21 protein-coding genes are annotated in these 25,797 nt (G+C 42.6%); 6 read left to right on the top strand and 15 right to left on the bottom strand.

The window, feature by feature from the left end:
* Positions 1 to 233: 233 nt before the first annotated feature.
* Positions 234 to 539, top strand: a complete 306-nt coding sequence (locus AC0VYE_RS11220) for a hypothetical protein (protein WP_475447924.1) — start codon at positions 234 to 236, stop codon at positions 537 to 539.
* Between the two features lie 152 nt (positions 540 to 691).
* On the opposite strand, the gene AC0VYE_RS11215 is transcribed toward AC0VYE_RS11220, so the two are convergent.
* The 10 genes from AC0VYE_RS11215 to AC0VYE_RS11170 form a co-directional block, all read right to left on the bottom strand.
* On the bottom strand, positions 692 to 1,258 hold the full coding sequence (locus AC0VYE_RS11215; protein WP_475447922.1) for a CPCC family cysteine-rich protein: 567 nt from the start codon (positions 1,256 to 1,258) through the stop codon (positions 692 to 694).
* A gap of 46 nt (positions 1,259 to 1,304) precedes the next feature.
* Entirely contained in the window at positions 1,305 to 2,501 is a 1,197-nt protein-coding gene (locus AC0VYE_RS11210; protein WP_475447920.1) for a hypothetical protein, read from the bottom strand.
* A gap of 371 nt (positions 2,502 to 2,872) precedes the next feature.
* Positions 2,873 to 3,613, bottom strand: a complete 741-nt coding sequence (locus AC0VYE_RS11205; RefSeq protein WP_475447918.1) for an S-layer homology domain-containing protein — start codon at positions 3,611 to 3,613, stop codon at positions 2,873 to 2,875.
* A gap of 250 nt (positions 3,614 to 3,863) precedes the next feature.
* Positions 3,864 to 4,733: a YitT family protein gene (locus tag AC0VYE_RS11200; RefSeq protein WP_441912466.1), complete on the bottom strand. Its 870-nt coding sequence runs from the start codon at positions 4,731 to 4,733 to the stop codon at positions 3,864 to 3,866.
* A gap of 293 nt (positions 4,734 to 5,026) precedes the next feature.
* Entirely contained in the window at positions 5,027 to 5,839 is an 813-nt protein-coding gene (locus AC0VYE_RS11195) for an NAD(P)H-binding protein (RefSeq protein ID WP_076269479.1), read from the bottom strand.
* 60 nt (positions 5,840 to 5,899) lie between these two features.
* The gene (locus AC0VYE_RS11190; protein WP_475447917.1) at positions 5,900 to 6,346 is read right to left on the bottom strand and encodes a MarR family winged helix-turn-helix transcriptional regulator; all 447 of its coding nucleotides are present in this window, start codon (positions 6,344 to 6,346) and stop codon (positions 5,900 to 5,902) included.
* Positions 6,347 to 6,834: 488 nt separating this feature from the next.
* Positions 6,835 to 7,701 (bottom strand): formylglycine-generating enzyme family protein, encoded by an 867-nt coding sequence (locus AC0VYE_RS11185; RefSeq protein ID WP_475449535.1) that lies wholly within the window; start codon positions 7,699 to 7,701, stop codon positions 6,835 to 6,837.
* 170 nt (positions 7,702 to 7,871) lie between these two features.
* Positions 7,872 to 8,405 carry a chromate transporter gene (locus AC0VYE_RS11180; protein WP_475447916.1) on the bottom strand — a complete coding sequence of 178 codons (534 nt, stop codon included), beginning with the start codon at positions 8,403 to 8,405 and terminating at the stop codon, positions 7,872 to 7,874.
* An 18-nt stretch (positions 8,406 to 8,423) separates the two neighbouring features.
* Positions 8,424 to 9,053 (bottom strand): chromate transporter, encoded by a 630-nt coding sequence (locus AC0VYE_RS11175; protein WP_076269475.1) that lies wholly within the window; start codon positions 9,051 to 9,053, stop codon positions 8,424 to 8,426.
* 407 nt (positions 9,054 to 9,460) lie between these two features.
* Positions 9,461 to 10,918: a sulfatase family protein gene (locus AC0VYE_RS11170; protein ID WP_475447914.1), complete on the bottom strand. Its 1,458-nt coding sequence runs from the start codon at positions 10,916 to 10,918 to the stop codon at positions 9,461 to 9,463.
* Positions 10,919 to 11,476: 558 nt separating this feature from the next.
* Between AC0VYE_RS11170 and AC0VYE_RS11165 the strand changes: the two genes are divergently transcribed.
* Positions 11,477 to 12,280, top strand: a complete 804-nt coding sequence (locus tag AC0VYE_RS11165; RefSeq protein ID WP_475447912.1) for a helix-turn-helix domain-containing protein — start codon at positions 11,477 to 11,479, stop codon at positions 12,278 to 12,280.
* Here the strand turns inward: AC0VYE_RS11165 and AC0VYE_RS11160 are convergent.
* Positions 12,273 to 12,488, bottom strand: coding sequence for a YkoP family protein (locus tag AC0VYE_RS11160; protein ID WP_475449533.1), 216 nt, complete (start codon positions 12,486 to 12,488; stop codon positions 12,273 to 12,275). The two genes, AC0VYE_RS11165 and AC0VYE_RS11160, sit on opposite strands and share 8 nt — an antisense overlap.
* 682 nt (positions 12,489 to 13,170) lie before the next feature.
* On the opposite strand from AC0VYE_RS11160, the gene AC0VYE_RS11155 reads away from it, so the two are divergent.
* The 3 genes from AC0VYE_RS11155 to AC0VYE_RS11145 all read left to right on the top strand — a co-directional run bounded on the left by AC0VYE_RS11155 (position 13,171) and on the right by AC0VYE_RS11145 (position 16,537).
* On the top strand, positions 13,171 to 13,332 hold the full coding sequence (locus AC0VYE_RS11155; RefSeq protein ID WP_076269473.1) for a carbon storage regulator: 162 nt from the start codon (positions 13,171 to 13,173) through the stop codon (positions 13,330 to 13,332).
* Positions 13,333 to 13,809: 477 nt separating this feature from the next.
* Positions 13,810 to 14,010, top strand: coding sequence for a carbon storage regulator (locus AC0VYE_RS11150; RefSeq protein ID WP_076269472.1), 201 nt, complete (start codon positions 13,810 to 13,812; stop codon positions 14,008 to 14,010).
* Between the two features lie 157 nt (positions 14,011 to 14,167).
* Positions 14,168 to 16,537: a flagellin N-terminal helical domain-containing protein gene (locus AC0VYE_RS11145; protein WP_475447910.1), complete on the top strand. Its 2,370-nt coding sequence runs from the start codon at positions 14,168 to 14,170 to the stop codon at positions 16,535 to 16,537.
* A gap of 278 nt (positions 16,538 to 16,815) precedes the next feature.
* On the opposite strand, the gene AC0VYE_RS11140 is transcribed toward AC0VYE_RS11145, so the two are convergent.
* The 3 genes from AC0VYE_RS11140 to AC0VYE_RS11130 form a co-directional block, all read right to left on the bottom strand.
* Positions 16,816 to 17,523, bottom strand: a complete 708-nt coding sequence (locus AC0VYE_RS11140; RefSeq protein WP_475447908.1) for a response regulator transcription factor — start codon at positions 17,521 to 17,523, stop codon at positions 16,816 to 16,818.
* Positions 17,524 to 17,541: 18 nt separating this feature from the next.
* Entirely contained in the window at positions 17,542 to 19,683 is a 2,142-nt protein-coding gene (locus tag AC0VYE_RS11135; protein WP_475447906.1) for a sensor histidine kinase, read from the bottom strand.
* A 536-nt stretch (positions 19,684 to 20,219) separates the two neighbouring features.
* A complete protein-coding gene (locus tag AC0VYE_RS11130) occupies positions 20,220 to 21,608 on the bottom strand; it encodes a family 4 glycosyl hydrolase (protein WP_475447904.1) in 1,389 nt (462 codons plus the stop codon).
* Between the two features lie 175 nt (positions 21,609 to 21,783).
* Here AC0VYE_RS11130 and AC0VYE_RS11125 point away from each other — a divergent pair, with 175 nt between their 5' ends.
* Complete coding sequence (locus AC0VYE_RS11125) at positions 21,784 to 22,635, top strand: AraC family transcriptional regulator (protein ID WP_475447902.1); 852 nt, start codon at positions 21,784 to 21,786, stop codon at positions 22,633 to 22,635.
* A 426-nt stretch (positions 22,636 to 23,061) separates the two neighbouring features.
* On the opposite strand, the gene AC0VYE_RS11120 is transcribed toward AC0VYE_RS11125, so the two are convergent.
* On the bottom strand, positions 23,062 to 24,831 hold the full coding sequence (locus AC0VYE_RS11120) for a recombinase family protein (RefSeq protein ID WP_475447900.1): 1,770 nt from the start codon (positions 24,829 to 24,831) through the stop codon (positions 23,062 to 23,064).
* Between the last annotated feature and the right edge of the window lie 966 nt (positions 24,832 to 25,797).

Here is a 25,797-nt window from a genome sequence, read left to right as displayed (position 1 = left end):
CTAAAACATTTTCACTTTATTGTGATATTCATTCGAGCTAACACGGGTATATTCCTTGATTTTTTATAAAACTAAACCAATTTCCGATACTCTACCTCTAGAGGAGCAATTTCATATACTTTTTTTATCGGAATTAATCAACAACTCTTTAGACTTTTTAATACGCACGTTTAACAAATTATCATTATGAAATTTTCATAGAAAAGACAACAATAAGGATGGAAAATCTTATAATGTCTTTCTATCTTGAACCAGAAATGATTGATAAATTAAATACAAGTTCTGTTTACCAATCCAATACACTGAATGATATGCCTATAGGAATAGCACCTACTGGCGACGCCCTTGGGGCAACACTGGGCAGAGCATTTATTTTAGATAAGAACAAAATTGATTTAGAAACCAAAGATGTATACAAAACAATTTACACAAAAATATCTTACGGTGATAAAGATAATAGAGTAGAGAACTATATAAAATTAAATGCGACAGCATCTGTTGAAATACAAAATTATTTAAATAAATATTTAAATAAATAAAAATATGAAATTTACAACTAAACCTTATGAGCGTACTGATATTTCAGAGGAATATCACACAGGTGTGGAAAAAAAAGGTTCTTTTGGGGACATTCTCCCCCTGCTTCTCGACACTAGTCTGGATAAAAAGAAAACCTTGAAGGTTTCATCCCTCAAGGCCAGTCATATTTCCACTTACTATACAACTCAAGCCTATCTGCTTCAAGAAATTGTAACGACAATTTGTTCACTGCACCAAAATTAGTGAAATTCACACGTGCTTGTGCAAGAGACATGTGGTTAGGAGAACTATAGTATTGTAGGTCTGTGTTTCCATCATCTTCCCAAAAACATACTGGACATATGTCATACTCGCCTTTTTGGGGAAGCGTTTTATATTCACAACAAGGACAGGTTATTAGCTCCTCTTGCACTCCCTCTACCACATGACTAGTGTATAATATCTCTGATATTTTTTTAGATAAAAATTCATTCCTAACTCCAATATATTTTACTTTTAGTGCTTCGATAATAAGTGAATTGTATCTATCATCCATTACATACTCTGGTGGTTCTTCAGAATTCAATATTTCATACTTAAGCAAATCCGGTAAATTGTTAAAAACAGCATCTTCTTGATCGATTCCCCACCAGTTTAACAATACTTCATACCGTAATGTATTGGGCATTATGTTAATCATATTTTTGATAATATGTTGAATTGCATCTTCACGTTCCAATATGTTACACCTCACTTTAGAGGGTTATGTTGTTTTATTTTGAAATTTAGACGTGAATACCCTTAGATTTTTTTAGCAATCCTTTCTTTCTCAAAATTTCTAATTTATGATATGGAATGCTGTTAAGAAGTCCTCCCTTTGATACATCCAATCCTTCCCAATCCACATAAACAATGAAATCGTCTGTAATGGGAATAGACTCTGACCAATCAAGCTCGTTTATAGCATAAGCAACCTCATGCCAAAATTTCTTTCCTTGCACCCACCAATTACTTTTAACACCCCAATAGTTGATGAGTTTTCTTAAATTTTCAAGCAATTCACTATTGTTTATAGAAACCTGATAATTACCTGGATGCTCTCCAGAATTCCAGAATGTATGTAGACCTTTGTTCTGTTCAAGTTGCTCCATTCTAATTTTTTCGAGACCTGGATGGTATATTGGATCATATAAACCAGAGGGCTCACCATGTAAATATATCGCTACAAAACAAAGTCGTTCTCCCGATAATTGTTGGCGAATACGATCAAATACTGACACTGTTTCTGCAATTAATCCCTTCTTAACTATTTCACGTAAATAAACAGCTTCAAGCTTGGAGATATTGATGTATAGTAAACCTTGTTGATTATCAAGTACTTTGTATAAAACTCCAGTAGTATCATATTCAAAAAACGTATTTACTCTAGATTCATAACCTCTTTTCCCGCTAAACTGAGGATGATGAACACAAGAAAGTCTTTCATTCTCATATATGTATTCTTCAAAACGATACCAAGAATCTTCAACGATTAATCCATGACGTACAATAAATTCTACACAGCTAATTGGCCGGTCATCCTCGATTTTGTATTTTTTTATCGAATCAATTTTACCATTCGTATACACTCTTGTTAGAATAAATGAATCATCATATTCTGTATAACCATGGGTATCTTTCATCCCATCACATGCTGAAACTATTATTCTTCCTCTGTCATCAAAACCATAGTAGGATTCCGATTCTTTCTTCGATATGCGTCCTCTCTTCTGGCTATTTCGTTCAAACCAGAATGGTTCAAAATCATATCGCTTGTTAAGCGTATATTCTTTCCTATCTATCCGTCCTACAGCCGCATTTTTATATATTTCATAGTTTTGCTCAGCATCTACACACAAATCAAAAAAATATTTCACATCAATCAAGAAATTCAACCCTTTCAATACATCTCTCATTATCCTAAATTCAACAATTAATGACATTTCCCTGCACTCCGTCATTTAGATTATAAAAAGACCGATGATTTTCATCAGCCTTTTTCATCAATTATCTCTTCGCCTTATAAAACCATAGGTTCTAATCGGATGGCATCCGACGTTTGGGGACGAAATTCGCCCCCGCTTTGTCCCCTCCTGCAAACCAATCTCTTGGGTCGGAATCCATATAACAGCTCATACAAGAAATGGTCAGAGTCTGCCTAAAATCGTTATCGAAGGAGAATCGTTCCATGAAGCGAGCTCCAAAGAGGAACACTCACTTAAAATAAAGTTAATACTCATTAAAGTCAAAATAAGCGATCCCCCATAATTAGGGAGATCGCTTTATCATTTTGAGAAAACCGATTTTGTAGATCTTATTTTGTTCCTGGTATTTGTGGACTTGTTGACGATGGTGATCTTTTTGAGTTTGTTTCTAATTCTTGATCTGTTTGTGGCGATGGTGCAGGATGTGCCTTAATGTATTCGAGTACATTGTAGATTTGTTCTGCTGCCTCAGCACGAGAGATTTCAGCTTTAGGATGGAAGTTCCCTTGTTCATCTAGTTTCACTACGTTATAAGCTAGCGCCCGCTGGATGGATCCATCATAATCAACGGTTATATCCGTGCTATCGTTAATCTGGGCAGGAACAAGCTTAATCTTTGGAAGATTGCTATGCGTTTCAATCGTGCTAATAAGCTGGTGCGTGAACTCTTCACGCGTCCATTTCTTGTTAAGATTCAGATCGGCTGGCAGTACGACTCCATTAACGCTTGCCGTAATTAAGGCATTCGCATACCAAGCATTGTTGTCTGCGTTTTTGAAATAATCCGTAGCTTTAGGTTCTACAAGGAATCTTACTAGATCTAGATTCAGATTCGCAGCATTAACGATAAGCTGAATGCCTTGTGCCGCTGTGATGGTGTCATTCGGGGCAAATAAGTCGTCTGAAATACCATGGACTAAGCCTTGTTCTTGTAAGGCAACAATTTTATCCTTTACCGCGATATTCGTTATATCCGAGAAAGGGTTGGCAGCTGCATAGCTGTGACCTACAAAGGTTAATGATAATGCGGTAATAGTGGACATAGTAATCATTTTGAATTTTGTTTTCATTTCTTTCACCTCGTAGAGTTTTTAGTTAAAATTTAAATATTTCATTCGTTGTGTCTGATCTCGCCCTTACATTAGTAATACAATCGAAGAGCCTATTATTTTTCACACTAAAAAAATTCTTTTGGACAATAGATTAACAAGGGCGCTAAGGCAATCACCGAATTCGAAATGAGCTAGTGAAGGCAAAATAAAAAGGAATAAGCCCGGTACAGTACCGAACTCATTCCCAGAATGTCGCCTTTGAAATATTTTAGTGGATGTCCTTTTTCTTAAAGCTGCCACCTTTTACTTCAGCAACCTCGTACACCATGATGAAAGCATTTTCGTCAATCTCACGAATAATTTCTTTCATTTTTCGCTCTTCCAGACGGTTAATGACGCATGTGATTTCTTTAAAATGCTCATTTGAATAGCCGCCTTGCACCACACTATACGTAGCGCCGCGACCCAAGCGATCGCGAATCGTTTCAATCATGCTTTCAGGATGCTTGGTAATGATCTTAAACGTTTTAGCTCCGCTGAGGCCTTCTTCGACGATATGTATCACCTTTGAAGCTATAAAATAAGCAATACCCGATAATATAGCACCCTGTAAGCCAAATACCGTCGAGACGACGATAAATACGAATACGTTCAGGAATAAGATAAGATCGCTTGTACCGAAAGGAAGCTTCCGGGAAAGCAATACCGCCAACATATCAATGCCATCCAGCGCGCCGCCGTTCCGAAGAGCAAGACCCATCCCCAAACCGATAATGATGCCTCCGACAACGGTGACGAGGAGCGTATCGCCTTCTACAATCGGAGTAATATGGTGCATAACGACGGTACCCACGGCCAGTGAAGCAATACCGATCACGGAATATATCGCGAAGCTTTTTCCAATCTGTTTATACCCTAAATATACGAACGGTATATTCAGAATCGCAATGAGAAGTCCCAAAGGCAACCCGAATAGATTCGACCCTACGATGCTAAGGCCCGTCACGCCGCCGTCCGATACGTTGTTCGGAATTAATACTGCCTCAAGGCCATAGGCCGTAATAAAAGCACCGATGACAACGATGAGTCCTCTCAGCACCGCGACCAATACTGCTGTCTGTTTATTCTCTTTCTTCATTTTAAACCTCATTTCCTATTCTCGTTTCTTTAACTTCACTAAATGTAAACATTTTTCCCTTTAAAATTTTAAATATCAATTCGCTTAAAGTCAATTATTACATTCCTATAGTGGCTCGTCTACCCTACGCAACCCACAACAAACCGCAACCACTTCATAACAGAAGAGCAAATGCGACCTCGAACTAGAATTCTAAACCTACTCTCCATACAAAAGCCTTAAATCAAATGATGAAGCATATAACAAAGATCTTCTTCATCTGATATTGCCAATTGGCTTATATTAGGAACTTTTCAAGTTGTAATAAATTGCTTAATACTTTCTTTCAATGTAGTGACTGGACCACCAATTATTCTTTCCAAATCTGCTGAGGTCGAGGAAGTATTAATCTTGCCTAAAAACCCATATATCCAGTTTTGGATCTGAGGATCTTGACGGATTGAAACGGGTTTACCTGAAAGTTCAGACAAAACTATCGCAAGATCAGTGAAGGTCCAAGGACGAGGTGCAGTAAGTTCATATGTCTTATTCTGATGACCTGGTTCGGAGAGAACTACTGCTATTCCTAAAGCAAGATCCTTACGTGTCACAGTATTAAATTTCCACTCTCCGGGGTAAATGCTTAGTTCACCTGTAGCTATGGCAGTATCCAAACCAAGTACTCCAACAAAATCAGTATATAAAGAATTTCTGAGAAAAGTATGTGGAATTCCTGATGTGAGAATAGCCTGCTCAGTAGCCAAGTACAAATTAGTGGGTGGAATTGAGCCATTTCCTAGAAAAGCAAAGCTTGTAAATAGGAGTTGTTCCACTTGCGATTTTTTCGCAGCTTCTATGACATGCGCATGTTGACGCAACCTAATGGTATCATCCTTATTAGAGCTTGAAATTAATAATAGCTTAGAAGCTCCGGTAAATGCTTGATCAAGAGTTTCACGTTTATCGTAGTCACATAGACGCACTTCAATTCCTTGCTCAAGAAATTCTTTGGCGTTCTCAAGGTTCCGAACACAGGCAACAATTTGATCTGCCGAAACTTTCTGAAGGAGTTGCTTGATAATTAAACTTCCTAATTTACCATTGGCACCTGTAATGACGATCGACATCAAATTTCATCCTTTCTGCTATAATTTTAGTTAAGCACTTAACCAAATACCTAAAAAATGTCACTTTCTTTGTAGTTTATTTAATAAAACAAGGAGTTGTCTCAATTCATGCTCTTCCAGCACTTTCATTTTTTCGGCAATCCTTTGACGATTTTCAGGTAAGTTTTTCAACAGGAGGCTCTGGCCTTCACTTGTTATTGAAATCACCGTTTTTCTACCATCCATAGGATGGCTTGCTCGGTGAATTAATCCGTCATTTTCTAACGGGATAAGCAAAAGACTAATATTTGGTTTGGTTACGCCAATTTTCTTAGCGAGCATCGAGGGTAGTATCGTACCTCCTTCCTTCATAATTTCAACCAAAATTCGAATTCTAGCACCATTCAAACCTTTGGATTGCCAATATCTTTCCGATACATCGACTAAATTTGCCGTTACTTCAACTAAGGAAAAAAAAGCGAGCGAATGTAAAGGTAAATCATGAATGTATTCTTGCAACTCTTTCATAAAGTCACCACCAAAAAGTAGTTAAGCACTTAACTTAATTTACTACGTATATGTAATATTTGTCAAATTCATATATCCAACCCGAGATATACCTTTCCATTATTCTTCATAGGAGCTTAATAACATGGCCTAATGGGAAACTTTATGATTATGCTAATGGACTTTTTTCAGAAGCAAGCGGCTCTATCTTTCATCTCGATTATGATGACTTGACCATTGCTCCAACAGTTGAAAAAATAACCCTGAATTAGATCGATACCCTTCTCATTCTCCAGCGCCAACCTCTGGTAATCAGTTATGATATTTTTCAGTTGAATTATTAGATAAAATTCCCAGAAGGCCCACCTTCGCGCCGAACGTTTCAGCACAAGAGTGACGACAAAAAAACCTCCGGTCAACCGTGATTTTAAACTCCATGATCACATGGTGTAATATTCACCGTTACCGTGAGGTATTAAGATACTCCATTTATTCCGTTTCGATAGCCATTAAGTTACTTTAGGGACTAGGTCCGCGGCCACGCGGAAGCCCATGTTGCCCGTTGAGCTGTCTGGTGTATTACCGCTTCTCGCCGCTACCCTGTAGCGGTTGCAGTAGGAGCGGTGGCACAGATACGAGCCGCCCCTCATCGACCTTTTGCCTGTATCCTGTATGTATCGTGGATTAACTGAAGACGTTTGTCGATGATAGGCAGGACTGAACCAATCCGCACACCATTCCCATACATTGCCTGCCATATTATACAGTCCGTAACCGTTCGGATCAAACGACTGAGCAGGAGCAGTACCGATATAACCATCGCTTGCATTATTTTTAATTGGGAACTTTCCCTGCCAAATATTGCACATATGCCTGCCGTCCGGCTTGAGCAGGTCTCCCCAAGGATAGGTTCTGCCCTGTAAACCACCTCGTGCCGCATATTCCCATTCCGCTTCCGTCGGCAGTCTTGTCCCGGACCAGGAGCAGAACGCCGCGGCATCGTTCCAAGAGACATGAACGACCGGATGATCCATACGACCCTCAATGCTCGAATCCGATCCTTCCGGGTTATTCCAATTTGCTCCATCAACGACAAGCCACCATGGGACTTGCCGAGGTACATTCTTAACCCTGATGTTCGTTTCGTCTGATGCCAACAAATGGAAGACATATGACCATCCATAGCTTTCTGCTTCAGTTCGATATCCGGTTGCATCCACGAATGCCCGAAACTGCGCGTTCGTCACGGCGCAAGCCGAGATTTTGAAGGCTTCGAGTTCCACCCTCCGAACCGGACCTTCCCCATCGCTTGGAAACCCTTCGCTAGTAATTGTTCCCATTTCGAAAGAACCACCCGGTATGATAACCCAATCCATGTCAATGTGATCCGGCTCCGAAACGGCAGTTTGTGACGGTGATGGGACCTCTATAACACTGGGCTCAATGTTCGCTTGCAGCCTGCTTACCGCACAACAGGATTTCATTTGATCCACTCCTTCGCCTCCCTCCAAACATGATGCCTATTCATGATTCATTAATCATTCGTTTAGAATAGAATAATTCCTGCCGCCCCTGCTGCAGCGATAACGGCGATCGGATGAAGTTTATACTTGATCATCAAAAACATACACCCGGAACATATCGCAAGCGTAAAGAAAGTCTTCCATGTGAATCCCGCCTCACGCCTATTAAGAAAGCCAAAATAGATGGCCGCATAAATAATAAGTCCGGTAATGATAGGACGAAGACCATAAAAGGTTGATCGGAACCATTTGCTGCGGCTTTGGCGAAAAAATACGGCTGCCAGCAAAATAACGGCTGCGAGTGAAGGCAGAATCATGCCTGACGTCGTCGCGACTGCCCCGGCCAATCCAGCCGACTTATACCCGATCAAGGTAGCGCTGTTCGTTGCGATCGGTCCTGGCGCCATACCGGCAAGAGAAACCGCTTCCTGAAATTCACTGTTCGTCAGCCAGCCGTGGGCTTCAATTTCATATTGAATCAAGGGAATGACAGCATACCCTCCGCCAAATGAAACGGAGCCAATCTTAAAGAAGGTAATGAATAATTCCCACAGCATGACTCGTGCCTCCGTTCGTCAGATAAAGTATTCGGGCTCACGCAATGACTTTGCATTGATATCCATTCTCTCGGTTCGAACCTCTAGACCGATCCACTCTTTACTCTTTACAATAACCAGCCCCACGACTAAGCCGAGGAGGATCACATAGAGCGGATTAATACTCAACAGCAGCAGCGACAAAAGCGCGATCGTCGTCACGCAAGTAGTGGACACGTCAAACACCGATACTTTGGCCATTCGGTAGGCAGCCATCAAGATCAAAGCAATGACGGCGGCATGAATACCTCTCAGGGCTGCTTGGACTTTTGGTTCGTCACGTAAAAACAGGTAAACGAAACTAAGGATGATCACAATCAGAAACGTTGGAAGTGTAACGCCTGCAATGGCTGCAACAGCACCGATGACGCCTGCTTTCCGATAGCCTACGAATGCAGCCGCATTCACAGCGACTCCTCCGGGAGCCATGCCCGCCATAGACAGCATATCGGCCATCTCATCTTCAGTAAACCATTGACGCTTGATGACAACCTCCCGTTCGATAATCGGCATCATGGCAAAACCACCGCCGAAGCTAGATGGACCAATTTTGAAGAACGTCCAAAAAAGCTGGTTAAGTTTACCAAAGTGCGCAAAAAACAACTTCACTGGAACCCCCCCTTCATTACATCCATTTTATCATCTTTTTTCCGTTTTGGAATAAAGATATCAAAATAAACATAGTATTTTTATTTAATTACCAAATATCCCAATGTTAAAACTCAACTTAATTTCATTTAGGTTTTAAGTGAAGGTGGTAGAAAGATGTGAACCTAATCCGAAGTAAACTATAAGAACGGGCAATATGAACCCATTCCCTTTGATTTATCCGGCCGCGACACGAAACGCACAGCTGCTCTCAACCGATCACGGTCTTCAAAGTCTCCTGCCAAAAAAAAGCCACCAGAAGTCCTTTAAATCATTTTTTCACTGAAGAGAACAATTCTCTCATGAAAATCGATTTAAAAGGACTGCTGGCGTTTCTTCAAACGTTTATCTTTCCAACTTTTTCACTGCTAATTCTCTTGTGGATGCCTCTTTCTCAATTCCTCCACGTAACGTCCTCTGCCCGATTCGATAAGTCTTTCGGCATATTCGCTGAGATTGCCCTTGGCATGATAGGGTCCGCCTTCTCGTATGACGGTCCAGAGCGGGTCAACATCGTGCTCCATCGACATCATCATCTGATCATGCCAGTCGAGCAGGCGGTATGCAGCCTCTTTGCATATGTCAGGGCGGGCGGGAGCCAAGTTGTGCAGCTCATGAATGTCATCCTTGATATGAAACAACATCTCTTTGTCGAACAAATGATAGCCGTCGTGGTAGGTGCGGATGTAGAGCCATTCGTCGAACCTTACGCTGCGCTGGCACACATGTGCACATTGCGAAATAATGAGGCTGTCGCGTCCCGTATCTTCGCCCGTCAGTATCGAGTCGGCATAACTGCGGCCGTCCCAGCTCGGCGCCTGCTGAAGTCCCAACAGCTCCGCCATCGTCGGCGGCAAATCCAGATGATAGTGAAGGCCTTTATCCACATGACCGGCTATACAGCCTGGCCAGCGGATGATCATCGGGATCCGGCATGTCGCTTGGTCTGCCGTACCATGTTCGCCGTAGATGCCAAGCTCCCCCATATTCTCTCCGTGATCAGCCGTTATAATAATTACGGTATCGTCCAGAATGCCTTTCTTCTCCATCGCGTTCAGAATCATACCGATGTTATCGTCCATATGGCGCACACCGCAATCGTACCCGTCAATCATACGGCGGAGATCATTGCGATCCACAAGCTCACCGGGATGACGAGGATATTGGGGCGAGACACGGTTGTTATACATGTTGATCTCGTGCGCGCTGTGCGGTCCCACCTTTTCCCGGTGCGCTGCAAATATATCATCGGTAATCCATTCCGGGAGCGGATCGTCCTTGAACGGGTTCCCGAATTCCTCCGGAGCACGATATGGTGTATGCGGATCCCAATAATTTACGTAAAGCATCCAATCATCCTGCTCGGCATTGCGCTCAAGCCACTCGAGCACGACCGGCGTCACCTCCTCGGCCGACTCCATGCCGCCCTTGCCCGTATTGTAAATTTCATTGAAGCCGGCATAGAACGTCCAGGCGGTGTGCCTTTCTCCGAACGGGCTGACAAGTGAGGTTTTCATCCCCGCGCTGCGGAACAGCGAAGGGAAGCTTTCACTGGCCAGCCTGCTGCGGAAATCGCGGGATTCGCCTTCATGGCGCACATCCGCAGCTGTCCCTCCGTGACCGACAACCCCGTTATGAATGCCGAATCTCCCTGTCATAAGCGCCGTTCTAGAGGGGAAGCACGGCGCATCGGACGTGTAATAATTATCGAAGCGGACTCCTTCGGCGGCAATCCGGTCAATATGGGGTGAGGTATTCCTATGGTACCCGTAACAGCCAAGATGGTCAGGTCTGGTGGAATCAAGATCAAGCAGCAATACTCGCATCGTTCAATCTCCTTTACTTCGATTATTAGTCGTTCGTCCTTGCAACTTCTGCAGCTCCCTGCAAGAAATTAGCCCTTGACTGCTCCAAGATTCCCATCGTTTTCGGATGGAAGCTGCCGTCATCCTTCATCCCTTCGAATAATGCAAAAACCTCGTCCTTGAGGACTGAGCTGCCTGTATTCGATTTTTATATTCGGGTATTTCTCCATAATTTCTTGAGAAATTGTTCGCGGACAATCTTGATGCTGTCGCTCTTACGAAGCATCACCTGCTTTGAGAATTCGCTCAAATCTCCCGCAACGGCACCGCTTGCCGTGCTCTCGTTCGCCCACTGATTTCCTTGGTCTCATGTCGTTATCCCTTTCCCTAGAATGATAGCGCCTTCTTTAAGTATTATCTTCAGTATAAGAGTCAGCCCTTTTCTTTGTCGATGTACATAATCTCCGGAAGATGTACATTTCAACACTAAGTTGAGGATTTCAACACGTTTTCGTTTACATTATGATAATTATCAATGCTATAATAAAGGCAACCATTTTCATTAAACGGGTGATGCTTATGCTGACAATTAGAGCTGTACATTTTGACGATTTCATCCCGAATTGGCGTACGCATTCCGAGGTTATCAATTACAATGTGCTTGTTCTTGTCATGGAGGGCAAAGTTACTTACAGAATTGAAAACGAAGATTATACCGGTGAACGGGGAGACTTTATGTTTATTCCACATGGCTCGCGTCGCGCCGGTGAAAATCACCCTTCAGGCCCACACCAAAAGTTTACGATCATCTTCAACTATGAAGTTGATGCTATGCCATTCATTCCTTTTCTTCACGATAAGAAATTTGTACATTTCAAGCTGTGGAGGCTTCAGTACTTGCATAGAAGATTTGAACGTTTATATGAGGAAACGCGGCAGGGGGAGAACTTTAGAACCTTCATTTGTCACGGCATCCTGCAAGAGCTGATTGGCATCATCGCAAGAGAACTAGAGAAGCCCGAGGTTATACCGATCAAAACGAAATATGCCGAAAAGATAAAACACTATTTGCTAGACCACTACCGCGAACAGATTGAGATCAAGGATCTGGCACGATTAATTCAGCGTTCACCGAACTATACGATCGCCGTATTCCGAGAGGTTATCGGACAATCGCCGATCAAATACATCCATCAATTGCGCGTCATAGAAGCATGTAACCTGTTGTTGAACTCCGACATGTCCATCTCCAATATCTCAAACTATTTAGGCTACTATGACACCTCTTACTTTTTCCGGGTATTCAAAAAACACACCTCGATGTCACCTACAGACTTCATGACCTACGGGAACCAGCAGGACGCGGCCCAGTTGTTCACATGAGCTCTGTACCATAGCAAAACAGCCCGCAGGTATCTGCGGGCCCGGTTATAAAGAAGGAAACTATCCATTGTCGAGATGAGCTCTGCTTCACACTTTGCCTACCTACGGGATGTAGCACTCGTAGTAGAAACCTCAGGTATAATGTTAGCCATATTCTAAGACACTTTGATTGAATCGGATGTTGTTTAAAACCTAATCCGTGAATGATCCCTCTGTTCAGTTCTCCTGCATTTATATAGTATCCATCATGACAAGCTATGCCGTCTCTCTTTTCTCTTACTCATACCTTACGAATTTCTTAACCCAATATAAAAGTTAATAATAAGGGAGGACACCGCTCCATAAACTACACACAATTCCCTCCGCGTGAAATCAAAACATCCAAGACTAAATCAGCCAAGTATCAATCCAGTATGTCATAACGTGCACGAGCGATTTGTTACATCTCAACCATTGTTAGCACCTTCAATATTAAACACTCCACATGTCCCGTATGCGGGAAGCGACCGCTTTGCCGCGACATTTGTTAAAATCACTTAATATCGTATCGAATCAACGTTCTTACAGCCAATTATCTTTGTGATCTTTTTCTTTGGTATGCTTTATCTCTAGCACGAACTTAAAGTTTTCTTTGAGTTTCCTTAATGGGCTAATCTATCATGATAATATACATGGAGGAAAAACTCTATGAAAAGGTGAATGGTCAGCTTGTTTTTAGCGTTGCTACTGAGCTTGCCCCTCCCTGCTGCTTACTCACATTAAGGGTTATGGGGATGGAAGGAAGTTACTGCTGCAGGAAGCAATTTGAATACTTCAATTGAATGAATGATGATTCTCGAAAAATAAGTTCAAATCATATAAAGGTCCTTCACTGTAAAGGAGTGAGTCTGATGCTGGTTCTTGGAAGAAAACCCGGACAATACATAGTAATCAACGAAAAAATTATCATAAAGGTAATTAAAAGTGAAGAGGGGCACTTACGCTTGGCTATTGAAGCGCCAAAAGATATCTCTATCGTTCGCGGAGAATTACTTCCGGAATTTTCCGACTAAATAATTCTAAAGATATATGCAACACTAGTGACCCTTCTATTTACTTGCAGCTTTCCTTAGATATTTAAACAAGGACTTGCTTCGTATGGGCAAAAGCCTATGAGATGCCCTATCCCATTTTTCACAAACGACTGAAACCATAGGCTTTCGTAATTTAGAATAATAACTTTCAAATTTTTTTTCAAAAAGACTAAACATTTCAAATACATTGTCGATATATAAATTAATCTCATATTCGATTACTCATGGACGAGTAAATACGCATGTAGTTTCAAGGAGGAACATTTGAAACAGATGCCTATTTATTCGTCTTTTTGCTGTTTAAATGTAGTTTTTTACAATTGAATACTTATTAAATAATTACGAGACTTAGGATGAGCAAATGAGTCGCCGTCATTCTTCAGGAGGAAGAAGGGCAGTGGTTTGTTTGCTCATTTTTTTATGACAATTTACTAAGCGGGATAAGGGGATGAGCTAATGCTCGTGTTAGGGAGAAGACCCGGAGAATATGTGCTGATCGACAACAACATTATGGTAAAGGTCATTAAGAGCGATGAAGGCCATTTACGTTTGGCGATTGAAGCACCAAAGCATATTTCTATTGTTCGTGGAGAGTTATGGGAAGAAAACAATATAGCCTTAGAAACGGCAAAAAAGGTCGAGGCCCCTGCCACTTAAGGACGAGTGGTGAAGTCAAGGAAGATAACAGTTTGACTTACAAATCCTTGTTTTGGATTAGCGCGCAATCCATCAACGACTTGTGAGTACAAGGTATGCGCTTCAAAGGATGCCAACGGATAGGCACCTAAAACACACCACATGGAGGTAATGAGAAATGAGAATTAACCACAACATTGCAGCACAGAACACACACCGCCAATTAGCAGGTAACACAGGAGCAGCAGGGAAATCTTTAGAGAAATTGTCTTCCGGTCTTCGTATCAACCGTGCGGGCGACGACGCTGCAGGTCTTGCGATTTCCGAAAAAATGCGAGCACAAATCCGCGGATTGGATCAAGCACAGCGCAACGCGCAAGATTCGATATCCCTGATTCAGACGGCGGAAGGAGCTTTAACCGAAACACATAGCATCCTTCAACGTATGAAAGAACTCGCAACGCAAGCTGCCAACGATACGAATACTGCTGATGACCGCGGCGAAATCCAGAAGGAAATCAACCAATTATCAGCTGAAATTAACCGTATTGGCAATACGACCGAGTTCAACACGAAAAAACTGTTAAATGGAGATATTTCGGAAAAATCCGGTGTTGTAACGATTGATAAAACAACTAATCCTTTCAATGCGGGAACGACGACTATTTCGAATCCGGACTTAGATAAGAACAGTTCTCTGAAGGCAGGAAATTATACAGTAGATGTTACAGACACTGTAACGAAATCCGCAACCCATACTGCTGATAATGCAATTAAAAACGTTAGCGTTGGGGCAAACTCAAGTCTTAACAACGGCGATTATGAAATTCGTATTGGCCAAACGCAAACGAAGAATGCATCGCTTGATACTCCGGTAGGCTCTGTAACAGGCGTTTCGATTGCTCCTACTTCTACTTTGGCTAACGGTGCACATGAAGTAACAATTACTAGAACAGATTCTGTTGCAACCGGCGCATTCACCGGTGCCAATACAGGCCTTACGGCCGATGGTATTACGGTTACAGGTAACAATCCAGTGTCTGGAAGCTTTGATATAAAAACTGTAGGCGTTTTAGGTGCGGTAAACAATGGTACTGTTGCCGCAGGTGCGGCTGGTGCCCTTACTTTGAGTTTAGATAATTCTTCGGCACTGAGCAATGGAGTAGGATATCAACTTGCTTATGCAGATGAAGGCAACGGTATTTTTAGTGTTCAATTAATGGATACCGACGGCACTACAGCTTTAACAGACAAAGTTATTCTTGATAACAACGTACAAAATTATCAATTCAAGGCGTTGGGATCAACCAATGACTTCGGTGTGAGTTTTAAAACCGCTACTGGGGTTAACACCACATTAGCTGGAGCTAACGCAGCTGGAAATCACCAAACATTTGATGTGAGCAGCACAGTTACATTAAGTAAAGGCGGCAGCACTGTAGGTACTACATCTATTGCTGCAGGTGCTGCTGCAGGTAGTGTAACAATTGGAGATTTCACGATTGCCCACGGCGTTGGTAACACAATTATCAATGGAACTGATAGCTTTACTGTCACTAATGAGCTTGCAGCATCATTTGATGGCGGACCTGAAGTAGCCTTTACTGCCGGCAGCACAGTTACCTTCGCAAACGGAGTAAGCATTGATACACGTGCTGATAGTACAACGTATAGCGCTTCTAACACTTATGACCTAACCGTTGGTACCGCAAATGCTTATACTGCAACCGTCTACGATGCTAATGGCGGCGTTGTGGTTGGCACGCAAACCTTAACGTTTGAGGATGGCGGCACTTATAACCTGGGTAATGGCGTAGATCTTACTATCGGTACACTTACTGACCCTACAACACATGGATTTAGCGTTACTGCCTCAACAACGAAAACCGCTACGCTGACAAATACAACAACTGGTGATACAACGAAGAAATCTGATATTGCAGCCAACTCCACGATCGATTTTGGAAATGGCCTCAAAGTAAATATTGGCGCAAACACGAATGGTCAAGCCGCTTTTACAGTTGAAGGCGGTGTTGAGGACAAATCCTTGTCGATGCAAGTCGGAGCAAACCAAGGTCAGTCCTTGTCCATGAATGTTACAGACATGCGTGCAAGTGCTCTCGGGTTAACTTCTTCTGATACATCTGCAGTAATTAAAGATAAAAGTGGAAAAGTGATTACGGGCGCTGCTTGGACAACTACGAAACAAACCAATAATGGCACTGATAACGTTAATGTTGAGTACTCCCTTGATGTTTCGGATGCTACTAAAGCTTCTGGAGCAATTGCAGTACTAGACAATTCCATTAATGCTGTATCCGCCGAACGTTCCAAATTAGGTGCATACCAAAATCGTTTGGATCACACCATTAACAACCTTGGAGCTGCTTCTGAAAACCTTACTGCCGCTGAGTCGCGTATCCGCGACGTAGATATGGCGAAGGAAATGATGGAGTTCACTAAGAACAACATTCTTACTCAAGCAGCACAATCTATGTTGGCTCAAGCGAACCAACAGCCGCAAGGCGTACTGCAATTGCTACGTTAATTTCCAAAAATCCCGAAGGGGTTTTCCCAAAGGCCCATTTATAACTTTTCGATTTCCACTTATTACTAATTTTTCGTGTAAAAACAACCTCCATCTCCACTTTATCATAGGTGGAATTGGAGGTTGTTTGGCATGAAGTCTGGAATCCTCTCTCTCATACGAACACTTATAAACAGCCGTTTACGTTACAATACCCCTTAATACGAACGAAGTATTCATCGCTGCTACTGCGTATAAAGACTCTCTGGTATCATCAGTGTGGATTTTAAACCTTAACGCTATGTTCTCGCTTGCAACGCACTTCTGGCAACCAGCATATATCCGGCCCCCCGAATCGTAATGATTCTCTCAGGATTGACAGGGTCAGCCTCGATTTTTTTACGTAAATTACTGATGTGTACAGCGACCGTTCTCGTATCTTCCAGACTCTCCATTCCCCAGATGAGCTGAAACAACGTATCGACAGTGACGACACGATTAACGTTTTGTGCCAAATAGGACAGTAGACTGAACTCTTTTTTCGTTAAAAAAATGGTTTCGCTAACCATGATGACGGACTGCGCGTAATAATCCAGCGTCAAACCCGGTAACTCTAGCAGTTGTTCCCTTCTGCCCGTCGATACTCTGCGAAGGTGAGCCTTGATCTTCGCCATGAGTACTCCTGGACTAAACGGTTTGGTCACATAATCGTCGCCGCCATAGGATAATGCGCTGATTTTGACCTCGTCCTCCTCACGGCTGCTCAGAAACACGATCGGCGCATTCGTGTAGAAACGTGCGTTCCTGCACCAATCAATGCCATTTTCATTAGCCAACAATACATCCAGTACTATCAAATCCGGCTCGAACGACGCAAGTAGTTTCATGGCTTCTGCCCCGCTGTAGCTGTAGGCGCATATGAAGCCCTCACGCTCGCAATACACCTGAACAATCTCGCATATATTGGGATCATCATCGACGATCATAATTTTGTGTATGTCCATCATGCTGTCACCTTCTTTCTTCTACAATACAAGAATACAAGGAAGCGATACATAGAATATCGCCCCCGTCTTGCCGTCGCTCTCCGCTCGAATCGTCCCTCCATGCGCTTGGATGATTTCCCTGCAAATCGCCAGCCCGAGCCCGCTGCCCTCTATACCATTCTCCAAGCCCGGTCGATCATACCTGTAATTACGATCGAAGATTTGCTCGAGCTGCTCTGGGGGAATACCTATGCCTGAATCTTGTACGCTAATGATTGCACAGCGGGTATGATCCTCTTCTTCAACAGCTAGTGCAATACGCACCGCTCCACTACTAGAAGTGAACTTCATCGCGTTCGACACTAGATTAAACAATGCCTGCTCTAATCTTTGTGAATCCATTTCGACAACAGGCACGTTGGGGCCTTGTTCTTCCACATCTCTGAAATCCAGCGTGAAATCCAACCCTGCGTCACGCACAACTAGCTCATATTGTTCATAGAACCGGCGCAAGAAGTGAACGATATGAACCTGCTCCATTCGGTATGAGACTTGTCCCGTCTCCAAGTGCGACAAGAAGGACAACTCCTCGATCATGCGGTTAACCCTTATCGTGTTTTCCCGAATATACTTCAAGTACTGTTCATTACGTTCCGGCTTGACCCTATCCTGCACAGCTTCTACATAACCAAGCATACTGGACAGCGGCATACGCAGATCGTGCGTTATATAGGCAAGGAGCTTCTTCCTCCCTTCCTCGGAGTGAAGCAACCGGTCATACGACGTGCGGAGATCATCATGAGCAGCGGATAAGGCCTGTGTGCGTTCCTGCACGGTTTGTTCCAAATTCATATTCATTTCGGTCAGCTTGTTGTTAGCGTCCTGCAACTCACGTGCAATCCTCTCCTCATTCGATGCCGCCCTCGTAAATCTTGAAGAAAGCAGAATCATCTGTGCGATCGTAAACACCAACAGACCAAGCGGAGATGTATTTCCGATTCGTGACCATTCGTTGTAATATAAAAAATCGTTGATGACCGTAACTAAAACAACCACCGACACCAGCAGGAAGATCAGCGCTCCCTCCATACGCCACATAGCCGCTTGGACCAGACCAACCATCAAATAAACCATATGCAGAACAATCATTACACCGATCATCAGCAATAATTTTGTAAATATAAGTGCAGGAGTTACAACGACAACGATACAGAATGCGCCGGTTATTATCCGCGTAGCAAGATGAAACCAACGCGACACATAATTCGGAAAAATGCAATCAAAGTACATCGTGATGATATACCCACTGCAGCAAAGAATCAGGTATTCAATCTTGAACTGCAATCCCCATGGAATAGCCGGCCACAATTGTGTGATCAAGAGTTCGCCGACCAGCAATGATCGGATACCGAACAACAAGGTGAACAGACCAAAATACAATGGAGCCCTGTCTTTGCGTCGCAGGATGAACAACAGCAGGTGATACACGCCAATCACCAGTAGGCTTGCGGTGATGAACATTTCAGCAGCGATTTTCAGATTTTTACTGACCGTTAATACATCACTGCCACCGAGCTCTATATACTTGGTGATTCCGCCTCGCTTATGATGGAAGTTGGCAACTTGCATAACCAGCTCCACCTTGTCATTCTTGGGCTGGAAGAACACCAGCTTCGTTGCCAGATGCGGTGTCACGCTGCTCTTGTCCTGACCAACCACACCAACTTCTGCCAGCAGCTCGCCATTAACCCATAATTTATACGCATGAAAGATGGTAGGCAGCCGCAGAGCAAGCCGCTCGTTCCGATCCTGCTCACTAAGCTCTATGATCACCCGAAATGTAGCATAGCCTGTACCGTTCAGTTGCTGACCATCTAACCGATAACCTAGCCAGGAGTTCGGGATGCTGATCCAGCGGTCATGATTTCCGTCCCTTGCTAAGCGATTCTGTATGTCCTCAGGCGACAGCAGCTCATGCCAGTAGAACGCCCACTCTCCTTTTAACTTTAGTGGATTCTCACTGACATGAACCTGTGTTAAGTCCAGAAATCCTTCTTTACTTTGAAACTTAGGAGAGTCTGGCACAGAGATGACGGCATAGCTTGCAACCAAACCAACAACAACGGCAGCAATGATATGAAACAAGATAGTACGAGAACCGAATCGGAGAATTCCCCTCATTATGAACCAAACCCCAATCTGCAAGAGCACAATAAGTAAGTTGATTATTTAAATAATATCATCATTATAGGTAAATGTACCCTGCAAATATCTACGAGGCGTTGAACACAAACATCACGATAAGGTCCTTTTTTGAACGTAAGAAAAAACCGTCCCCCACCGAACGGTTAATTAACGTGCAAACCCAAGAATATAACGGGTAACGAAGCAGAATCACCGATGCAGATCATAGCGGTAGATTCAAATACATTCAAACTTCAATATACAGGTAAATGCGGCTCTTAACTACTACTTCCTTACGAGCGACACACAGCACTACACATGTTTCGAGTGTGTAAACAGTAAAAAAACCAAACGACATTTCTGCCATTTGGTTTCATTTATTGAAATAACATCTGGTTTCACATCTATATACGATAAGACCAGAAGTACTATAAGAGCTCAGGCCATTATCACCGCTGCGTCCGCTCATCCCCGCCATGCTCCAAACCAAACCACCCGATGTATCGTTTCAGATTGTATGTTTGCCGTAATTGTTACTCATACCAATATTCGGGGATGATCTCCCTTTCCTTTTCCAACAACTCTTTAATAATTAAATCCGCATCATGTATCGAATTCACAAGCGGATCGGTCATCATCGCTCTTCTCAATTTCGTGTAGCTCCGTTCAACAACAGCCTCCGCAGTCAGTTCGTGCGTATCCAGCACCAGCTCCTGCATGCCCCGGATTCCCCTCGGCATTTCACCCATATGAAGCGGTTTGATTCCATCCATGCTTACTTCGCTTAACAACTCAAGGAACGAGTCGTTATTCATGTTGGTCACAGCACCGTTATTGAGCGTATTAATAAAGAAGCGCTTGTTCAAATTCCCCACCATGTTTTCGATAATATCCGTAGCGTGATCAGGTCCGAAAGATTTCATATAATCGGCGATAGGATATTTCCCTGAGATAAAGTCATCCACTTGCCGCCACATTTCCTCATGCCGATTATACCGGTCTTCCGTTTCCCAAATCGATAAAGGCGGGATGACGTCTTCCTTCTTGCCAAGCCCCTGCCAATACCGGACATATTCTTTGGTATGGGCCGTACATGTTGGAATATACCCGAAAATGTTATAAAGCTCATAAGTGATTGCATCGTTATAAAGCGCTTTTGCTCCTCTATCACCACCGTTATTTTCCGTTCCTGCCGACCTCCTTAATGCCTCGGCAATCGGAGCCATAACATCCTTTCCGTCATACTCCGCCTTAAGCAGCCAGGTGAAATGATTGACACCGACAACGCGGAAATCAAATCTCCGGTCGATCTCCTCATTGAATTCACTTTGATCCTGAATGATACCCGCTCGAATCGCGTAGTAAGCTTTCTTGCTCGGCATGTGATGGGAGTCGCAAAGCGCAAAGGATTTAAGTTTCGGCGCATATCGGCTTAAGGCGATCCCATGGACGGTAGATGGATTGATGTAATTGATTACCCACGCATCGGGACAAAGCTCCTCAATGTCCTTAGCGCATTCCATAATAACTGGCAGCTCTCTCATTGCCCTGAAGATTCCGCCTGGACCGATGGTATCCCCAGAGCACATCCGAATTCCATATTTTAGAGAAACCTGGCAATCGATGCCACGGTATTTGACGGTATCCTCAGCAAAGCTGAGAACGACGAAATCCGCGCCCTTTAATACCTGTCTCCTATTCGTCGAGCCTTCCACTTTAAGAGATACATTGTTTTCCTTTGCAACCATTTCAGCGAGCCTTACCATCTTGGATAGTTTTTCTTCGTCAGTATCTACTAAAGAAAGTGTTCCGTTATTCAAATATTTAGAGTGAACCATTTGCCAAATTGACTGCCGCCCAAAGAAAAGACTCCCAGCCCCAATGATAACTACCTTCGGTTGTGAAACATTCGAATCCATCATGATCAAGTCCTCCTAACTGGTTATAACCTAATTATAGGAGAATGGTTTAAAAGTTGAATATGCGATAGTTTCACCTTCATGTCAAATAGTACGAATTTTTGTGATTAACAAATCCAGTGATATACTAAAACAATATGAGAAATGTCTTCTGGTTGAGGAATGTAGAGGGATGCCAATGGATAAGAATATGACGGATATGGGGATTCTCAATGAATTGTCGGAATTGATCTCGCTTCGAATGAAATCCTTCTTTGAGCTTACCCACGACATGAAATGGATTGAACACAAGGCACATACCGACTATGATCTTTGGTTCGTTCAATCCGGAATCGTTACCATTACTATCGATGGTTTTGAACATACAGCAAACCCGGGAGATGTGGTCTTTTTTTACCCAGGGGTTCCCTATATGGCAGCAGCTAGTAATAAGGGGTGCCGGTTTATTTACATTCATTTCGATTTTGAAATCGGCAAGCAAGAGCGGATTCTAAACGATTTTCAGCTGTCGGGGGTCATACCGCAAGAGCTGATCCGGGAAGAAGCCATTTTGTTCGGCAAAGCCTTTACGCAATCGAATCTATTACGAAGCATACCTGGGAACCGTTTATATTTAAAGGCTTGTCTGACGGCCGTTATTGCCAAAATTATTGAACTCCACGGACTTGGCCAATATACCGGCACATTTCTGAATGGGAGAACGTCAAGAAAAGTACAGAGCAATTTGGACGTGTTGCAGCCAGTGTTCAAATACGTTAATAACAATCTGCACAAATCTATCAAAATAAATGAGCTTGCAGCGTTTGTAGGCATATCAGAAAAGTATTTTATCACTTATTTCAAGAAAGCCTTGGGCATTACTCCGGGACAATATATTTACCAGATTAAAATGAACAGGGCGAGAGAATATCTTAATGAAAAGAAATATACGATTCAACAAATTGCTAACCTTCTGGGTTATCCTGATCCGTTTACATTTTCGAAATCTTTTAAAAAATACTATAACGTTGCACCGTCAAAGTTCGAGTAAAAAGCTGTCAGAGGACATGTCCACAGACAGCTTTTCGCCTCCCGTTTCAGCTCAGGCACGAAAATAACTTGTTTCTCATTGACCCGACAGCGATCGCTGAGGTTCAAGCGTAATTTATATAAATATCATTAATAAATTGATAAGTTGGGGATCCTTTATCAGCATCTAACCCTGAAAAACCCACTATAGATTCTCCTGCTTTTAGAATGATGTACAGCTCTTTTTGTTCGCCAAAATGTTAAATCTATTCCTTACGAGATCAGTTTTATTATCTATCATTACATTAAGCCTCAACAAATATATATTTTGCTCTTCTCAATCTTCAGCTGTACCCGATCCACAATATCGTCCGCTTCAGTACCTAGGATATCGATCAACGTGATCTCATTGCCTTCCTTATCCTTACAGCGAAACGTCCTTGCGTGTTTACATCAACACATCCCAGTTCGTCCCCATAAAATATAGTTCATGTTTCCGCACTCCACATGTGTTGTCTGGTGAATGGGGACATGCATCATTCCTCTCTGCTACTGCCAGCTTTTTTTGGCTTTGTATTCCGCCCTTGCCTTTAATACTGCTTTTAACGCCGGTTTTAAATACAAAGGTTAATTGATACGGCTCTACGCTACCGTCATCCTGTTCTTCACCCATTACAACCTTTTCAATGACACTTTCGAAAACACTTCGATCGAATTCAGAAAGAACTGTATTGCTTTGAAGCACGTTACGAAATTGCTGCAATCTTTTTTCAACGTCGATTTCTTCTTGAGCCGATGCCTCCAGTTGTTCTCTCACTTCAATTAATTTTGTTAACGTGGACTCCAGTTCATCATATTTGCGTTCGTAAGTGGAGCGATCAACTTTTTCATCCAGATGGAGATCAATCAGATTTGAACGCTTTTGTTCAAGTGCCTGGATTTCGTGCTTAACTTTGCTTAACTGCTTGTGATGCTGCTGCTCACCAAGCACTGACTCCATCCTTAACAGAAGCTCATCCAGCACATCCTTATGATTGCCGCAGACCCGATTGTACGTTTCGACAAATGCGCCCTCAATTATTTTTTCCTCAACCCCTTTGCTATGAGGACAATATTTCTTTCCTTTTTTCGAGAAAGAGACACATTGCCATATGACTTTTGCGTAGGTGGTTCTGCTATTCCAGCTTCTCCGAGAGTAGCTTTTCCCACAGAATCCGCACTCAAGCTTACAACTGAACGTGAACTTCCGACTGTATTTCTCTCGTTTACCTCCGTTTTCAAGTTTCCCCCGCGGCTTTCCCCGTCTGTACAAAATATCCTGAGCTTTCTCAAAAATTTCATTACTTATGATTGGCTCATGATGATTCTTTATGTAATATTGATCCTCTTCGCCACGATTATCTAATCTGCGCTTAGATATAGGATCTAGAGTAAAGGTTTTCCCTTGAAGAAGGTCCCCCTTATATTTCTCGTTCTTAATAATACCGAGTACTGCAGTATCTCCCCACTCCAAATTCCCACGCTTCGTTTTATGTGGGAGTTTGGTTAACTCCTTGGCGATCACTGAGGCTCCTATCCCAGAAATGTAACGTTCAAAGATATATCGAACAACCTCAGCTTCCTCTTCATTTACTGAAATTCGTTTAGTTTTGAGATCATAGTCGTAGCCAAGACAGCTTTGGAAACCAACAAGCTCACCACGTTGCATTTTCATCTTCAAGCCCATTTTTACAATAGATGAGATATTCTCAACTTCTTGCTGAGCTACTGAGCTTAAAATGGTTAGCAACAATTCACCGTCCATAGTTAAGGTATTAATGTTCTCTTTCTCAAAAAACACAGCCACATTTTTTTCCTTGAGCATGCGAACATATTTTAAAGTGTCTACCGTATTCCGGGCAAATCTTGAAATGGACTTAGTGATAACCATATCGATCTTCCCATCCAGGCAATCGTTAATTAGTCTCTGAAAATCATCACGTTTTTTCACCTGAGTCCCAGTAATGGCTTCATCCGCATAAATATCAGCAAGCACCCAATCGCTACGCTGGCCAATCATCTCTTTGTAGTAGGAGACTTGGGATTTGTAGCTGTTTAATTGCTCTTCTGTATCTGTGCTTACCCGCGCATACGGGGCAACCCTCAAGGCTTCTTGTTTCTCTCCAGTACGATCAGACAACTTTCGATTTGCTTTAATAATTTCTACAGAAAATGACATCGCCTATTCCTCCCCTGAGTTTTATCTACGTTTTTAGCGTAATGGATTCAGGTGAATTCAACAAATGTGCGAATTTGGTTTTAAAGCCCACTACAGGGCAACATCAAGTTAATCTTCTTGTGCAGTGCATGGCTTATCCGGAAGTAAGGTCTGAACAGATTCCGTAGTCACTCATGGTTCTTTTTTTAATCAAATTGAATTCTTGTACACTTATTAAGGATAATCTCAGTAGCTGCGCTAGCATTGCAATTTGCATACTATACCTCAACAAATCTGCTTTCAAGATACCATCCCCTCAACATGACTTAAGGTAGCAATATGGCCAGCAGAATTAAGGCCTTCTAATAACCATTTCATTTTGAGGTTCAAATCGGGCACTTCCATTCAAAGATAGATTTCAAAATGAAAGCTCCGCGTAGATTCACCATTTATTGTTAATTTTTTAGGGCTGAATTGCTCTGCTTATCGTGATAACATCTCTGGACGGAATCAAATGCTGACCGTACCGGAGCTGTATTGATTAACGTAGCTGGATTTCTAGCCAGGGTTGGGGATCTGAACAACCTTAAAAAGAATAGTCCAGGCAAACGCAAGGACGTTTCAAAATAATGATCGACATTTGCACCAAGAATAAATATAGTCAACTAAAAAACCACTCCGATGAGTGGTTTAATAAGTGCTTCCCTTTCTTGCTTATTTATCGGGAAATAAATTATGCAAAGATTCCCTTTGCGATGGTTTAATATCAATGATGTTGCGACTACTCTTTACTTTAGCCTCAGCTTCGTCAAGTGAGCCACTTAAGCCCAGAGTAAGCAAGGTACCTGCGGCTACTGTACTGGTTTATTTCATAAAGAGAATTTATCGACCTGTTCATGTCTGATCGATTCTCCAAGTCTCGTACCTTCCAAATGGATGTCAATGAGGTGCTGACGGTTGTCTTCGATGTAGAGGAGCGACAGCTCC

The organism is Pristimantibacillus sp. Z349TD_6, assembly GCF_056173205.1.
Note: the sequence above shows the minus strand (reverse complement) of the source record. Positions and strands in the feature narration are given on the sequence as shown.

Excerpts from the sequence above, each read along its gene's own strand:
- AC0VYE_RS11220 (WP_475447924.1), top strand. The coding sequence starts at position 234 with ATGTCTTTCTATCTTGAACCAGAAATGATTGATAAATTAAATACAAGT.
- AC0VYE_RS11210 (WP_475447920.1), bottom strand. The coding sequence starts at position 2,501 with ATGTCATTAATTGTTGAATTTAGGATAATGAGAGATGTATTGAAAGGG.
- AC0VYE_RS11205 (WP_475447918.1), bottom strand. The coding sequence starts at position 3,613 with ATGAAAACAAAATTCAAAATGATTACTATGTCCACTATTACCGCATTA.
- AC0VYE_RS11200 (WP_441912466.1), bottom strand. The coding sequence starts at position 4,733 with ATGAAGAAAGAGAATAAACAGACAGCAGTATTGGTCGCGGTGCTGAGA.
- AC0VYE_RS11195 (WP_076269479.1), bottom strand. The coding sequence starts at position 5,839 with ATGTCGATCGTCATTACAGGTGCCAATGGTAAATTAGGAAGTTTAATT.
- AC0VYE_RS11190 (WP_475447917.1), bottom strand. The coding sequence starts at position 6,346 with ATGAAAGAGTTGCAAGAATACATTCATGATTTACCTTTACATTCGCTC.
- AC0VYE_RS11185 (WP_475449535.1), bottom strand. The coding sequence starts at position 7,701 with ATGGATTGGGTTATCATACCGGGTGGTTCTTTCGAAATGGGAACAATT.
- AC0VYE_RS11180 (WP_475447916.1), bottom strand. The coding sequence starts at position 8,405 with ATGCTGTGGGAATTATTCATTACCTTCTTTAAGATTGGCTCCGTTTCA.
- AC0VYE_RS11170 (WP_475447914.1), bottom strand. The coding sequence starts at position 10,918 with ATGCGAGTATTGCTGCTTGATCTTGATTCCACCAGACCTGACCATCTT.
- AC0VYE_RS11165 (WP_475447912.1), top strand. The coding sequence starts at position 11,477 with ATGCTGACAATTAGAGCTGTACATTTTGACGATTTCATCCCGAATTGG.
- AC0VYE_RS11155 (WP_076269473.1), top strand. The coding sequence starts at position 13,171 with ATGCTGGTTCTTGGAAGAAAACCCGGACAATACATAGTAATCAACGAA.
- AC0VYE_RS11150 (WP_076269472.1), top strand. The coding sequence starts at position 13,810 with ATGCTCGTGTTAGGGAGAAGACCCGGAGAATATGTGCTGATCGACAAC.
- AC0VYE_RS11145 (WP_475447910.1), top strand. The coding sequence starts at position 14,168 with ATGAGAATTAACCACAACATTGCAGCACAGAACACACACCGCCAATTA.
- AC0VYE_RS11140 (WP_475447908.1), bottom strand. The coding sequence starts at position 17,523 with ATGATGGACATACACAAAATTATGATCGTCGATGATGATCCCAATATA.
- AC0VYE_RS11135 (WP_475447906.1), bottom strand. The coding sequence starts at position 19,683 with ATGAGGGGAATTCTCCGATTCGGTTCTCGTACTATCTTGTTTCATATC.
- AC0VYE_RS11130 (WP_475447904.1), bottom strand. The coding sequence starts at position 21,608 with ATGATGGATTCGAATGTTTCACAACCGAAGGTAGTTATCATTGGGGCT.
- AC0VYE_RS11125 (WP_475447902.1), top strand. The coding sequence starts at position 21,784 with ATGGATAAGAATATGACGGATATGGGGATTCTCAATGAATTGTCGGAA.
- AC0VYE_RS11120 (WP_475447900.1), bottom strand. The coding sequence starts at position 24,831 with ATGTCATTTTCTGTAGAAATTATTAAAGCAAATCGAAAGTTGTCTGAT.